The sequence below is a fragment of the Iodobacter sp. BJB302 genome, from assembly GCF_002735645.1.
Lineage (GTDB): Bacteria > Pseudomonadota > Gammaproteobacteria > Burkholderiales > Chitinibacteraceae > Iodobacter.
The window spans coordinates 1-14,156 of sequence record NZ_PDZG01000045.1 but is presented as its reverse complement, the minus strand read 5'-3'; the positions used below and the strand labels follow the sequence as shown (position 1 = coordinate 14,156).

Sequence of the window (14,156 nt, the reverse complement as noted above, 5' to 3'; positions counted from 1 at the left end):
ACTTAATTTGCACTTAAGGTCGATTTTTTCCATCCATCACTACGCCATTCAATTTTTGCATAGCTGGGTGTTGTACCCGCTAAGATCTCTACCTCTTTACATACACGCCCCTGATCTCCGTCTGCACTAGGGACCTTGGGGCCAATTGCCAAACCACAAGCAACTGGGTCTTTCCAACCAAGCCTATCCGCAAGAGCCGTACTACTAGCGATCATAAAACGAGTATTCGACGCCTCACTCAACTCAAAGCAGCGTTGATGGCCCCATCTCCCCTCTTGTACGCCAGGGTCCAGCACGGGGATGAACACCCAATCCGGTTGAAAGCGATCAATTAAATCTGCGGTCATAGGCTTGGCTTGAATATCTTGGCAAATAAGCACGACGCATCTCCCCAAGCCATCAAGATCTGCAATCACCACAGTGTCACCCTCGGCGTTATCTTCCATCGCCAATTTGCCATCAGGGCAATCCAGCCCGTACTCCTTGGCCCGCTCCGCTGCTAAGCCTGCTGGCCACAGCTTTCTTTGCCGCCATAACTCGCTACCCTTGCCATTGAATATGCGTGCTTCATTCCAAGCCAGCCCTTCAGGGCAGAGCGCCCTTGTCTGGCCTGAGCCTGCAATAATCATGCGGGATAAAACAGGGCTAGCATTCAGTAATGCGGCCAAATTATCTGCATGTTCTTCTTTGGTCACCAACTCCGGCGCAAATGCAATATCAACTGGGCCGGTATTTTTTAAAACCTCATGAATAATATTTGCAGCATTCAGTGTGGGACTTAAGAAAAAGTCCACATAGGGCTGCTCTGAAATCATTCGCTCACTCAAAACTAAATCAGCCTTTTTCTCAGCAAGCGGAATAAATACAACTTTTTCATGGCCTGTTTTTTTACCCGCAACAACCCCATCTATTGCGCCAAGACCAATAACGACATACTCAACATTAATTTTGCGCGTATCTATGCTTAAAGTAATAGGCACGGGTGTTAAAGCCGTAAAGCGATCCAATAGACTTTCAGCATTAGAGGCATTTTCATCACGATCCCGCCGTAGCAGCGGGCCACGCGGTACCAGATTAAATCTCTCATTTTGAGCATAGCGGCCAGAAATACGGCGGGCATCCCGTAAATCACGCAGCCAATTAGGTAGTTTATGGGCAGGTTTAAGCGATGGAACAAAGTGATCACGCGGGTGAATTCGATAGAAAAGCTCATCAATGGCCTGCATCGCCATTAAAATACGCCCGTTTACCTCCGCCGGAAGGCCACCTCCCTTGGAAAGCAGGCCCTCTACGGCAGTAAACGCATCATGGGCAGAATTCTCTCTTAAAGCGCTTTCAATACTTAATTTGAACTTGGCATCTTTAACTAAAGCGGTATTCCGTTTAAAGGAGCCCATTTCTTCAGCCTGAGCAAAAAGGCAAAGAAATAAATCGGCTGGTGATTTTTTTTGGCTATGCTCTTCCATCATTTTTATTCTGCATTCATAGATGAATCGTCACTCGAAAATGCCCCAGAATAGGCATTCTGTGCTTTAGCCAAGCCAGAAAAATCACCCATTGAAATACCAGCCTCGCCTAATATAATACTCAACTCATTCAATTGAAAAGACAGTTTATCTCTTAATTCACGAATAATTTTTCTTCTAATAAGAAAATCAAACGCATCAGACAGAAGCTGTAGCAAACCCCGTAGCACAATATTCGCACGCTCAGTATTTATTACGATCAATACTTTCGCAAACTCACTAATAACATCAATAAAATTCACTTCCCTATTTGAAGTGGTCCCCAGCAAGTATTGAGATAACAGAAAGGGGGTGTTCGACTCTGCTACGCTCACAAATGACTCGCAAAAATCAAGAATAACCTCAGGAGAGTCTGATGCTTGGAGCACAAAATTAGCTAACTCAAAAAAATTAAATCGAAATAAACGCCCAGAAAAACGCACAGCCTTGCTAGCATGCTGAGCAGCTTCCAATTTTGTCAAGATTGGTAATTTAGTAAGCTGATAGTGAAGACGAAAACATAATCTTCCTAAGTCAGTATCAGTCTCAATTAGATCTAAACTAGGAAAAAGACTTAAACCATTCTCATAGCATTCTCTAGCTTTAGCTATATCATTATTCTTTAACGCAATATTTCCAAGCAATAACTGTACATCTACAATTGATGCCAGCATTGCGTTTTTTTCTGCAGGTGCAAGAACCACTTCTTCAGATATAAAACTTTGGTAAATATTATTAATACGACAAACACTATCATTTAATGCATCACCATCGTTAATATCCAGACTAATTTGCGCGGAACTCCGCAGATAATTCATTCTTTTTAACCGAGAAGCAGTAGATACTTCATTTACTAAGATATTATCCAGTTCGCAAAACCATTTTCTAACATCATTAGCAGGTAAGTGCATCATTGAATATTCAATAACCAATTGAATTTCAGAAACAATAAACTCTTTCCACTTCACAGGTTCTTTTTTATATAGAACACAAATAGTCTCTAGTGTTTTTTCCAATTTTATATAAAAATTGTCCTCGATGCTATACTGCTCACTTATGTCAATACCCACCTCAAGTAAAGCATGTAAATATATTTCCTCCAGCACACCACCATTTACAGCCGTATCATATGCAGCATCTATGAACTGGCTTAACTCATCAATTGCACGCACAGGATCTGCCGACCGCAATGAATTAATATACTCAATCGTTGCATTACTAGGCAGAAGGCGTTGCTGTATTTTTTTCAGTATTTCTGAATTAAAGGCCGGAATTGAAAAAGACGAATCAAGCAGGTGTTTTCCGAGACGCAAATAATTTAAGGTCAGGGGATCAAGCTCTGGGTCGTTTGCTAAAAAGGGCGCAAGCGTTTCATAAAATGGCAGATCATCAACCAATTTAATTGATAACATCGCCATATCTGCTTTGATATCCGCTGAAATACCGCCACCAATATGGCTTAAGGCGGAGAGAGCACGAGCTTGTGCATCACTACCATCTGCACTATCACGCTGGGCAACCCGCATTGGTATAGCGCGCTGAATCACCGCATCTTTACGCTTACTACGAATTGCAGCTGAAACTTTAGCAATACCATCAATATTTTGCTGATTGAGTGCAAAACATAGCGCCACCGAATCTGGCAATTGCATGGTGCAAACGCCAGCGATATCAGATAACCCCGTCCGACTATCTATGAGCACAAAATCGTAATTCTTCTTTGCCCAAAGCCGTAATTGCTCTAATGCGAATCCGCCTGCATATTTATCAAAAAAATCAGCCCACGAAAACTGTGCAAGCGCTTCTTCATAAGGTAAATCACCCGCTGATGTGATCGCTGTAACCCTATTACTGCCCGCACTAATAATATCCAGAGCCGCCGTAGCAGGTAGCAAATCGGCCGACATCTCAGCTTCGATTAAAGTTCGCACACAATCTTTAAAAACCGATCCTGCTTCAAAACGCTGCTGCAAAGCGGAGACTTCTTCTTCTGACACTGCCTTATCAATCGTAGCGCTCCACTCGCTTAAAATATCCAATACACCAGGTGCATCGCCAAGCGCCCTCGTTTCTGCACTATTCAACAAACCTCGAAAGTAATACGCAAGCCCTGGCGCTTCTAAGTCCCAATCCATAACCAACACACGCTTACCATTTAACGCCGCCAAAAAAGCCAAATTCGCCACGGCCATCGTCCGCCCTACTCCTCCTTTAAAAGAGTAAAACGTAACGATTTTACCAATACTATTTTCTTGTTCCATGTTATGCCGCCTGAGCAAGTGATTGACTAAGCCGCATATGTGGAGGTGCAGCATCATGAAGCACTGAGACAAGCCTTAACTTAGACTTATTACCTTCCCCCGCAGACAAGCTACTTTCGGAAAGCACCGAACGCGCAGCGGGCGTCAAAAAATTATAAAAACTTGTCCCCTCTCGCCTGAATTCAGTAATGCCAAGTTCCCGTAATTGTTTTAATTTTCGGCTAACGGTTTCTGGCACTTCACCGCAAATGTCAGCAAGCTCTTTCCCATTTAAATCCTTACTAGCAAGCGCATCAATATAGGGCTTATACAAACAATTACTCATCCAACTATGGAACTCATCATCTACTCTTCGTTCTGCAGCTTGTGCAGCCAAGAGCTGGGCAAAGCTCACTTGCCCAATAATATATGCCGCTTGCTCATTTGCATGTTCAGGTTGTGTACCAAGAATGGCCTGAGCAGCTACCGGTTCGAGACTCAGCAAATGATCCAATAAACCTGCCAATTGTGCATTCAAAGCTTCGATCGACGCACGTGACGAGCCTGTAAGGGCCTCATCCAGACGTTCAGCTACTCCATTAAAGATCCCACGAGGCAAATCTGAGGCCTGCTTCATCTTTTGCTGGATGTCTTCCAGCAACTGCCAATGATTATTGCTCATGACATTCCCTTCCAAAGTAAAAAATCGACCAATCATCCCAAAAATCAACAAACAATCATTGATACTTAGTTGATTCTAGCTGGAGGGGCATTGAATATCAATGGTCTTAATTTTGACTCATTACGAAACGCTTACAGAAAATGCTATAGCAGCAGATCCGATGGCCATCTAACTCCGCAAGATTTGTCAAATCACCCCATGCTATTGTTCTGCTCATACGAACAGAGCAAAACAGCGATGCAAAACACCCCCAGCCAAGCCAGTATTGAGATCCGCCTTCAGCGCGTGATTAATTATCTGCATACGCACTTAAATGAAGATTTAGATTTAAATAAATTAGCGGAGATTGCCTGCATGTCGCCCTATCACTGGCACAGGGTTTACTTGGCGATTTATGGCGAAAGCGTGGTGGCAACGGTGAAGCGTTTACGCCTGCAAGGCGCGGCCACTTTATTAAAGCGTAGCGATCTGCCCATTACAAAAATAGCCAAACAATCGGGCTATCCCAATGTGCAATCTTTTACGCGGATTTTTGCTGCGGCCTATGGTTTGCCGCCTGCACGTTATCGAAAAGAAGGCGGCCCTTTTTCTCTGGCCGCCCCATTAATCAGGAATAAGAAAATGTACCCAATTGAAATTAAAACCATCCCGGCCATCCCGCTATTAAGCGTTGCACACACCGGCTCCTATATGGGGATTAATCAGGCATTTGATCTTATTGCCAGTAATGCCAATGCACGGCAGCTCTTTAGCGCCGATACACGCTGGATTGGCATTTTTTTGGACGATCCCTGCTTTGTGGCCGAAGAAAAACTACGTTCAAAAGCCTGTATCAGCATTCCCCCCAGCACCGGGCAATCTACGCCATTTATGAGAGAAGAAATAAGCAGCGGCAAATATGCGGTGCTCTCCTACAAAGGGCCTTATTCAGATATGAAAGCGGTATATCAATGGCTTTACGGAGAATGGCTAAGCGCATCAGGAGAAGAATTGGCCGATACTCCCGTCTTTGAAGAGTATCGCAATAATCCCCGCGATACGGCCCCTAATGAGCTACTGACCGACATCTATTTACCGCTGCGCTGATCATGAAAAAATCATGGCTGGAGAAACGGGACTTGGCCAAACCTTATGCAATCAAAACACTGGCCATCAATATATCGGGGATGAAAGCAGGGCAAATCATTTTGCTGCCTTCGCCCCAAATTGTCGACGCCGCAATCAGCGCCATTCCATACGGCTGCAGTATGGATATCCCAACATTACGCAAAAACTTGGCCGCACAATTCAATGCCGAAGTGACTTGCCCGGTCACCATGGGATTTCAACTGCGCATCGTGGCCGAAGCGCCTTTTGAAGCCTTTAATCAAGGACTGGAAATCGTCACCCCAGTTTGGCGAGTGCTGGATCAGCACACACCCACGTTTCATAAAGTGTCTTTTGATCCGGCATTTTTACTGCAGCAAAGGAAAAATGAGGGGATTGAGTGCGGCTAAACCGCTTCAATTCAAAAACTCAGCTCCTCTGCAATTCACGTAAAAACAAACCCGCTAATTGTTGATTAATCGGGTCTGTATCGCCCTGCTGGCGATACACCGCGATAGTTACATCAGGCAATGGGGGGAGTTCCGTGATCAGCTGGCTATGCTGTGGCGGGGTATCTGCCAATAGTGCGGTCACACCCAGGCCTGCTTCTGCTGCCGCTTGCAATGCCGCCAGGCTGCTGCTTTCAAAAACAATATGCCATGGCTGATTAGCCCGATTCAGCGTTTCTAAAATGCGATCACGCCAAGTGCAGGGCTGGCTAAAAATCACCAGCGGTATGGATGCCACCTGCAAATTAAATCCAGGCGCAGCAAACCAGTTCAGGGGCAGGCTTAGCGCCTGATCGGGCGTTGCGGCTGCGGCAAGCGGCATACTCACCAACACATCCAGCTCTTTGCGCTCAAAAGCGGCAAACAACGTTTGTTTATCGGCCACATCCACCCGCAGCCGCAAACGAGGGTGGGCACAGGCAAAATCGGCCAGTACCCGATTCAAGTGGCCGCTGACAAAATCTTCTACCAGACCAATACTGCGTTGCTGCTCGCCTTGCAATACAGGCTTCAGACTAAGCTGATCCGTTAAACTTAAAATTCGCTCGGCATAAGGCAAGAGGGCCTCACCTTCCGGGCTTAAGCGTATGCCTTTGGGCGAGCGCAGCAATAAAGTTTGGCCAAGCTGCTGCTCTAGCCGCTGAATTTGCTGGCTGAGCGCAGGCTGTGTTTTGCCTTGCAAAATAGCCGCACGGTTGATGCTGCCGCTGCGCACCACACCGACAAAAGAGCGCAGCAGGGCGGTATCCAGATCATTAGTCATAATAAATTTTTATAGCCACTATGGTTTATTGCAGTCTACCTATTAACTAACGCTTCAGCTAGTCTAAGCAAATCCAATACAGCTGGAGTAAAAAAATGTATGTTTTAGCCATTTTGCTGGCGGTTGCCGGCTCGGTGATTTATCACCTCTCAATTAAGTTTGTGCCGAATGAAATCAACCCTTTTTTATCTTTATCGATCAGCTACGGCATTGCGCTTTTATTATGCCTGCCCGGTATTTACTACTATGGCGGCAGCCGCAGTGTGCAGGTATTGAACTGGAGCGTCGGTGGCGTGGCGCTGGGTATTCTGGGCATTGAGCTGGGATTTTTATTGCTTTACCGGGCAGGTGGCCATTTAGGCATGTCCTCCCTGATGACCAATGCCGCCAGCACCCTGTTACTGCTGCCCATAGGCCTGTGGTTTTTCCGCGAGTCATTTTCAATCACCCGCGTGCTGGGCATGGGTTTAAGCCTCTGTGGCCTCTGGCTGATGATGCCGCGTAAATAAGCCACTCAAGGTTTGGCAAGCAGGTCAACAAAGCCCTTCACAACGGGGTCTTCCCGACCGGCTTGCCAGGCTAAACCCACTTGCCAGTGTGCCGCTAGCTCATTAAAGGGTAAAAGCCGCACATTTTGCGGCAGCAACAGCCCGGCCCGATAAGGCAATAAAGCCACGCCTAAACCCGCAGCCACAATCGCCAGAATGGTTTGTATATCTTCGCTGTATTGAGTAATGCGTGGATTAAATTGATGTGCATTGCACCACTGCTGAATTTGCGCCGCGAGGCCCGGCCCGCGAGAGGCAGTGAGTGCAATAAAACCCAGCGTGTTTAAATCAGCCAGCTGATCCGGCACCGCTTGCCATGTACTCATAGCAGGGACCGCCAAGGCTAATTGCTCTTCAAAGAGCGGCAGCGTAGCTAAAGCGGCATCGCAGGGCAAGCGAATAAAACCCAGCTCTAGTTCGCCAGCCAGAATGCGCTGCGTCTGCTCTGCTGAGGAGTAGTCATTAAGTGTAATCGCCACATCAGGGTAGCGCTGGCTAAACGCAGCAATCGCTTGCGGGGCAAATTCGAGCGCAGACAAACCAAAACCAATGCGCAGCCGCCCGCGCTCTCCCTGGCTGGCTTCACGCGCACGCAGCAACACTTGATCCGCATCCTGAATTAAGCGCTGGGCATCAGGCAAAAACAGCGCTCCAAACGCAGTTAACTCTGCGCCATGGCGGCCCCGTTCAAATAATCTGGCCCCCAGCTCGGCTTCTAAATTCGCAATTTGCTTACTCAAGGTTGGCTGCGTCACACAGAGCACATCTGCCGCCCGGCCAAAATGCCCAAGCCCTGCCAGGGTAATAAAGGAGCGCAGTAATTTGATATCCATTCTATTTTTCTATCAATGATGGGCATAAATTTCATTTTACGCATGAAACGAGCCGCGATTAAATAAGCTTATTCTTTAGCTAAACGGCGGTAGCCCACCATGCGCAACTCCACTTTGAATGTGGCCTCAGTACAGTTTCAACACAAAGCTGGCGACAAGGCTTATAACCTAAGCCGCATTGCCGATTTTGCCGCCCAAGCCGCCAGCCAGGGTGTGCAGCTGCTCGCGTTTCCTGAAATGTGCATTACCGGCTACTGGCATGTCACAAAGCTGAGCCGTGAAGGCGTGGCCGGCTTAGCCGAGCCGCTGTATGGGCCTTCAATCAAGGCAGTAAATAAACTGGCACAACAATATCAAATGGCGATTGGTATTGGGCTGATAGAGCTAGGGGAAGATGGGCATTTTTATAATAGCTACGTGCTGTGCATGCCCGATGGCACACACCATTGCCACCGCAAGCTGCATGCTTTTGAGCACGAATCGATTCACAGCGGCAATCAATTCACCGTATTTGATACGCCATGGGGAATACGCATCGCCATCCTGATTTGCTGGGATAACAACTTAGTTGAGAACGTGCGGGCCTGCGCGCTGCTTGGAGCCAGCCTGCTGCTTGCCCCGCATCAAACCGGTGGCACAAATTCGCGCAGCCCGCATGGCATGAAACCCATAGCCCTAGAAAAATGGCAGCAGCGCCACATTCATCCGGCCGCCATTGAAGCCGAATTCAAAGGCCCTAATGGCCGGGAATGGCTGCTGCGCTGGCTGCCCGCCAGAGCGCACGATAACGGCCTGTTTATTATTTTTAGCAATGGCGTAGGCCAGGATGAGGAAGAAATCCGCACAGGCAATGCCATGATTATTGATCCCTATGGCCGCATCATTAACGAAACATGGCTGGCTCAGGACGCCATGGTGGCCGCAGTGCTGGATTTAAACCTGATCAATATGAGCACAGGCCAGCGCTGGATACGTGGCCGCAGACCAGAGCTATACGGCCTGCTGACTGAGTCATCCGGCAAAGAGCTGGATGCACGCGAGGCGAGGTTTTCTACCGCCGCCACCCATCCTGTGGATTAAACGCCAGCTGCTTCATCCATGATGCCCTGCGCCATTTCGCCCAACCGCACTAAAGCCTGGATATAGCTTTCATCCAAAGGCTGGCAACAGGATAAACGCAGTGCCGAGGTATGGCGGCCGCTGGGGGAATACAGCGGGCCGGGCGAGATGCTGATCTTCTCGGCAATGGCGCGATGAAACAATTTCACGCTGTCGCAGCTGGCAGGCAGCTCCACCCAGAATAAAAACCCGCCAGCGGGCTGGGTAGCGCTGGTGCCCTGCGGAAAATGCGCGGCAATCAGCGCGCGTACTTTATCCACCTGAATCGCGTAGCGGCGTTTGAGCTGACGTAAATGATGATCGTAGCCGCCTGATTCTAGAAACAGGCCCAGCGTTTCGCTCAGTACCATAGATTCGGCAACTGAATAAGAGAATTTAAGCTTACGAATCTGCTCGGTAAAGCGCCCGCCCTCTACCCAGCCAATTCTGAAATCAGGGGCCAGCGTCTTGGTGTAACTGGCGCAAATTAACACCCAGCCCTCTTCGTCAAACGCTTTTACAGCGGGCGCAAAGGCTTCACCAAATTGCAGTTCAGCGTAGAGCGCGTCTTCAATCAGGGGGATTTGATAACGCTTTAACAGGCCTGCCAGCCGCCGTTTGTTTTCCAGCGGCATGCTGCAGCCCAGAGGGTTGTGCACATTGGGCATGGCCACAATGGCCTGCAGCTGGCCATCAATCAGTAATTGCTCAAGCGCATCGAGTGACATGCCCGTTTGCGGATCGGTCGGAATTTCCACCGCTTTTAAACCCAGGCTGCTGAACAGCGGCAACAAATTAAAGTAGGTAGGCGATTCAATCCCCACAGCGTCTCCACGCACGCAGATGGCGCGCAAAGACAATTGCAAGGCTTCCATACAGCCATGGGTAAGCACGATGTTTTCAGCCTGCAAAGACATGCCCAGCTCTACACTGCGCCGGGCAATCTGGGTGCGTAATCGCTCCGACCCCGGCGGCAAGGCATAGCTGCTGACCATGCCAGGATTTTGCCTGAGCACCTGCCCCATAATCCGCGCCAGCTTATTGCTGGGGTAAAAATCGCCGCCCTTAGGGCAGGCTAAAGCCAGATTGATATAACCCGGCGTTTGCTGGGCCAATAAAGCCGCCCCGATTAAATCCAGCACCTCACCGGCCGTACCCTGTGCGGGGCTTGGCGCTGCACCAACTTTGCCTGCCGGCAGCATAGGCAGATGGCTGCGCACGTAATAACCAGATTGCGGCCTAACCACCACCAGGCCACGGTCTTCCAGCATTCGATAGGCGGTGAGTACCGTATTCAAAGACAGCCTGCGGCTTTGAGCAGTTTTACGCACCGATGGCAATCTGGAGCCGGGTGGCAAAGAGCCGTGGCTGATCGCCAGCGCAAAATCATCTGCCAGCTGCTGATAAAGCGTATCCATTTGCATCATAAGTACCGGGTAAGGCCGCAATGTCTAAATTGTACCCATAAAAATAAGCAAGCAATGCCACTGTAACCTTTATGACGATACTTTTATGATGAATTGTCATTTACCCATAACGAGCCAAGCCTATGTTTAACCCTGCCTTACTGAGCTATGTCTCGCTGATGTCCGTCACCCCCGGACCCAATAATCTGATGCTGGCGGCTTCTGGCGGCAATTTTGGCTTTCGCCGCAGTATTCCGCATTTATTAGGCATTAGCATTGGCCACGGCATTCAGGTGTTTATCGTTGGCGTCCTCCTGGCGTGGGTAATGGCCAGCATTAATACGGTACGCCCAATTTTAGGCGTATTTGGCTGCGCTTATTTATTGTGGCTATCGTGGAAAATATGGAAAGCCGGATCGCCTGAAGGCAAAGAAGCCGCGAAACCCATGAGCTTTTTAGCTGCAGCACTATTTCAGTGGATTAACCCCAAAGCATGGGTGATGGTAATCAATACCGTGATTCTATTTTTGCCTGCTGAGCAAAATAGCATGCTCGCCGCAGCGGGCTTAGCCGTTTTATGCGCACTGATTAATTTGCCCTGCATCTGTATCTGGGCATGGCTGGGCGATGCTTTACGCCAGCATTTGCTGATCCCAAAAATATTAAAACTATTTAACGGCATCATGGCCAGCCTGATGGCGATCACGGCATTCTTTTTATTGCATGGTGAATTGGCTTTGTTAGCTTAGGGGAAAATAATGAAGACCATCGGCATGATAGGCGGCATGAGCTGGGAATCCAGCCAGATTTATTACCAAAGAGCAAATCAGCTTATTAAAGAAAAATTGGGTGGCCTGCACTCTGCCAAAGTCATTCTGCTGAGTGTCGATTTTGCAGAAATAGCCTCGCTACAAAGCGCTGGGCAATGGGATAAAGCAGGCGAAATCATGGCCCAAGCGGCTTATTCTTTGCAATTAGCCGATGCAGATTTAATTATCTTATGCACTAATACCATGCATAAATTAGCTGCTGCAATTGAAGCGAAAATTCAGATTCCATTTCTGCATATTGCGGATGCCACCGCAGCGGCAATTAAAACAGCTGGCCTTAAAAAAATTGCCCTATTGGGTACAAAATTCACCATGGAGCAAGATTTTTACCGTGGCAGATTAAGCCGCCTGCACCAGCTGGAAGTGATTACCCCAAATGAAGCTGGCCGCAACAGAGTGCACGATATTATTTATCAGGAGCTTTGCCATGGTCTTGTGAAAGAATCATCCAAGCAAGAATATATTGCCATCATTAATCAATTAATTGAGCAAGGTGCGGAAGGAGTCATACTGGGCTGCACAGAAATTACCATGCTGATTAAACAGCAGGATGTGGATATCCCGATATTTGATACCACCGAGCTGCATATACGCTATGCCATTCATACAGCCTGCGCCTAATACGCAACTGCTTTGGAATAATGATGAATATAAAACTAAATACGCTCACCTTAAGAACATTCAGAGCCGATGATTTAGCCTTTGTTTTTTCAGGGCTGTCCCACCCCGATGTTATCAAACACTATGGTATTTCGTATTCAACAGAAAGCGCTTGTGAAGCGCAAATGAGCTGGTATCAATCCATTGCCGAAGATGGCACAGGCTGTTGGCTGGCCATTGAATCAGCAGGTACGCCGCTGGGCGCATTAGGGCTGAATAATATCTGCCAGGATCACAAAAATGCCGAATTAGGCTACTGGCTGTTACCCCAGCATTGGGGAAAAGGCATTATGCAGGAAGCATTGCATGGCTTACTCAGCTATGCCTTTAATGAATTAAAACTGCACCGCATCAGTGCCGAAGTAGAAATAGAAAACAGCAAATCGCAGCAGCTATTACAAGCTTTTGATTTTACTTTAGAGGGCATCAGCCGCGAATGTGAAATCAAAGAGGGTGAGTATATATCACTGATGAATTATTCATTACTCAGCCATGAATTAAAAAATAACAGGCCATAAGATGAATATCTACTTAGAAACAGCAAGATTAATCCTTAAACCTCTTACCGAAGCAGACAGAGTTTTTTTTAGCGAGCTCCAACAACACCCTGATGTGATGCGCTATGTAAGTGATCCTTTATCTGCCGATGCAATCAATGAAAAATTTAACAGCCGCCTGCCCGCATGGACCAAACACAGCTCGCACTGGCTTTGCCTGATGATGATTGATAAACACCGCAATACGCCCATTGGGGTGACTGGCTTTATGCCCGAGTGGGAGCCATATCAGCAGGCAGAAGTCGGTTTTTTATTGCACCCCAATGAGCAAGGCAAAGGCTATGGCAAAGAATCTTTACAAGCCATATTGCAATATGGCTTTAATGATTGCTTATTTCACAAAATGAAAGCCACAGTAACAGAAGGAAATATCGCCTCAGCCAGCTTATTAGAGCGGGTAGGATTTATACAAGAAGGCAGAATAAGGGATAACTTTAAATTAAATCAAAAATGGCACAATGATTTAATTTATGGCTTATTAAATTCTGAATTTTCACCAGCATCCACTAAGAATTAATCATATGAAATCCGCAATCTGTCTTTTTACATTCGCCTTATCAGCCTGTGGCGGCGGGGGCAGCGATCCGGCAACACCCGTAGCCCCCCTTAGTAGCAGCGAATATCTGGCCTACCACTATGCCGCCAGCGATACGCAGGCAATCTATGCAAAGCTTAGCGATGCGGGTGCTGGCATCAGCAGCCCTATTTTTCCCAAAGGCAGCTTTAGCTATGATGCTAACGGCCAATACAGCTGGGGCAATGGCTTAAGCGGCGGCAGCGCGGTGTATCGCCTGCCGGAAAATCCACACTTGCCCTTTGCCGCCATGCTTTGTGAGCCAGGGCTGTACGGCGTCAAAGATAAAAAAGGCACTTATGTTTTAATCGCCGCCAATGCCAGCAAAGTGACCTCAGCCATCGAGCTGGCTGGGCAACGCTTTGAAACCAGCGTGAGTGATTGCGAAGACACCCGTGTTGAGCAATTAAGCTTTGATGCACTGGGGAATATGACGCGCACAACATTTAATTACCCCAATAGCCCGGGAGTAAGCCTGGTGTATTCACCAGCTGATTTTCAACAAATGCAAACAGGTTTGGTAATCCTTGGCCATAGCACCCGCTTGCAAGCTTTTAAGTTAGTTTCCGAAGGTAAAACCCGCTATATCATGGTTGAACAGGATAAATCGCTAAATGGCGATGGCAAAGATTCTATTTATTTATGGAAACAATAATATGCAAATTTCAGCGGCTACCCCCAATGAATACCCAGAGCTATTAAGCGTTTGGGAATCATCGGTGCGGGCTACGCATGATTTTTCCTGATTATGTCTCTTGCTCAATTAAGGCTTGAAATACCCCTCTTGGACAAGGTTTAGCCTGCATCACGGCTTTGAGTAATCGAGGAATCAGAGCGCACAGGTCTGCTCGACGATTGAAACGGT

Annotated in this window: 15 protein-coding genes; 9 read left to right on the top strand and 6 right to left on the bottom strand. The window is 47.7% G+C overall.

Translation table 11 applies throughout. The features are described from left to right. Window positions 1-2: 2 nt before the first annotated feature. Genes CSQ88_RS14500 through CSQ88_RS14490 form a run of 3 tightly spaced genes read right to left on the bottom strand, consistent with a single transcriptional unit; the run spans window position 3 to window position 4,427 of the window. Window positions 3-1,469 (bottom strand): hypothetical protein, encoded by a 1,467-nt coding sequence (locus CSQ88_RS14500; RefSeq protein WP_099398802.1) that lies wholly within the window; start codon window positions 1,467-1,469, stop codon window positions 3-5. Window positions 1,470-1,471: 2 nt separating this feature from the next. After that, complete coding sequence (locus tag CSQ88_RS14495) at window positions 1,472-3,766, bottom strand: KGGVGR-motif variant AAA ATPase (protein ID WP_180273669.1); 2,295 nt, start codon at window positions 3,764-3,766, stop codon at window positions 1,472-1,474. A 1-nt stretch (window position 3,767) separates the two neighbouring features. Continuing rightward, the gene (locus tag CSQ88_RS14490; protein ID WP_099398800.1) at window positions 3,768-4,427 is read right to left on the bottom strand and encodes a helix-turn-helix domain-containing protein; all 660 of its coding nucleotides are present in this window, start codon (window positions 4,425-4,427) and stop codon (window positions 3,768-3,770) included. A 237-nt stretch (window positions 4,428-4,664) separates the two neighbouring features. On the opposite strand from CSQ88_RS14490, the gene CSQ88_RS14485 reads away from it, so the two are divergent. Then, window positions 4,665-5,513, top strand: coding sequence for a GyrI-like domain-containing protein (locus CSQ88_RS14485; RefSeq protein WP_099398799.1), 849 nt, complete (start codon window positions 4,665-4,667; stop codon window positions 5,511-5,513). 2 nt (window positions 5,514-5,515) lie between these two features. After that, entirely contained in the window at window positions 5,516-5,923 is a 408-nt protein-coding gene (locus CSQ88_RS14480; protein WP_099398798.1) for a hypothetical protein, read from the top strand. A 19-nt stretch (window positions 5,924-5,942) separates the two neighbouring features. Here CSQ88_RS14480 and CSQ88_RS14475 read toward each other — a convergent pair whose 3' ends face one another. Continuing rightward, the gene (locus CSQ88_RS14475; RefSeq protein ID WP_099398797.1) at window positions 5,943-6,785 is read right to left on the bottom strand and encodes a LysR substrate-binding domain-containing protein; all 843 of its coding nucleotides are present in this window, start codon (window positions 6,783-6,785) and stop codon (window positions 5,943-5,945) included. 95 nt (window positions 6,786-6,880) lie between these two features. Between CSQ88_RS14475 and CSQ88_RS14470 the strand changes: the two genes are divergently transcribed. Continuing rightward, a complete protein-coding gene (locus CSQ88_RS14470; protein ID WP_099398796.1) occupies window positions 6,881-7,294 on the top strand; it encodes an EamA family transporter in 414 nt (137 codons plus the stop codon). Between the two features lie 5 nt (window positions 7,295-7,299). On the opposite strand, the gene CSQ88_RS14465 is transcribed toward CSQ88_RS14470, so the two are convergent. Continuing rightward, a complete protein-coding gene (locus CSQ88_RS14465; protein ID WP_099398795.1) occupies window positions 7,300-8,166 on the bottom strand; it encodes a LysR family transcriptional regulator in 867 nt (288 codons plus the stop codon). 99 nt (window positions 8,167-8,265) lie between these two features. Between CSQ88_RS14465 and CSQ88_RS14460 the strand changes: the two genes are divergently transcribed. Then, the gene (locus CSQ88_RS14460; RefSeq protein WP_099398794.1) at window positions 8,266-9,246 is read left to right on the top strand and encodes a nitrilase family protein; all 981 of its coding nucleotides are present in this window, start codon (window positions 8,266-8,268) and stop codon (window positions 9,244-9,246) included. On the opposite strand, the gene CSQ88_RS14455 is transcribed toward CSQ88_RS14460, so the two are convergent. Next, window positions 9,243-10,682, bottom strand: a complete 1,440-nt coding sequence (locus CSQ88_RS14455) for a PLP-dependent aminotransferase family protein (protein WP_257212615.1) — start codon at window positions 10,680-10,682, stop codon at window positions 9,243-9,245. The genes CSQ88_RS14460 and CSQ88_RS14455 overlap by 4 nt on opposite strands. Window positions 10,683-10,813: 131 nt before the next feature. Between CSQ88_RS14455 and CSQ88_RS14450 the strand changes: the two genes are divergently transcribed. From CSQ88_RS14450 to CSQ88_RS14430, 5 genes are read left to right on the top strand one after another with little or no spacing between them, the layout of a single operon-like run. After that, entirely contained in the window at window positions 10,814-11,419 is a 606-nt protein-coding gene (locus CSQ88_RS14450; RefSeq protein WP_099398793.1) for a LysE family translocator, read from the top strand. 9 nt (window positions 11,420-11,428) lie between these two features. Continuing rightward, the gene (locus CSQ88_RS14445) at window positions 11,429-12,121 is read left to right on the top strand and encodes an aspartate/glutamate racemase family protein (RefSeq protein WP_099398792.1); all 693 of its coding nucleotides are present in this window, start codon (window positions 11,429-11,431) and stop codon (window positions 12,119-12,121) included. A gap of 23 nt (window positions 12,122-12,144) precedes the next feature. Beyond that, the gene (locus CSQ88_RS14440) at window positions 12,145-12,678 is read left to right on the top strand and encodes a GNAT family N-acetyltransferase (RefSeq protein WP_218963102.1); all 534 of its coding nucleotides are present in this window, start codon (window positions 12,145-12,147) and stop codon (window positions 12,676-12,678) included. A 1-nt stretch (window position 12,679) separates the two neighbouring features. Further along, window positions 12,680-13,234: a GNAT family N-acetyltransferase gene (locus CSQ88_RS14435; RefSeq protein WP_218963101.1), complete on the top strand. Its 555-nt coding sequence runs from the start codon at window positions 12,680-12,682 to the stop codon at window positions 13,232-13,234. Window positions 13,235-13,238: 4 nt separating this feature from the next. After that, window positions 13,239-13,946: a hypothetical protein gene (locus CSQ88_RS14430; RefSeq protein WP_099398790.1), complete on the top strand. Its 708-nt coding sequence runs from the start codon at window positions 13,239-13,241 to the stop codon at window positions 13,944-13,946. Window positions 13,947-14,156: the final 210 nt, after the last annotated feature.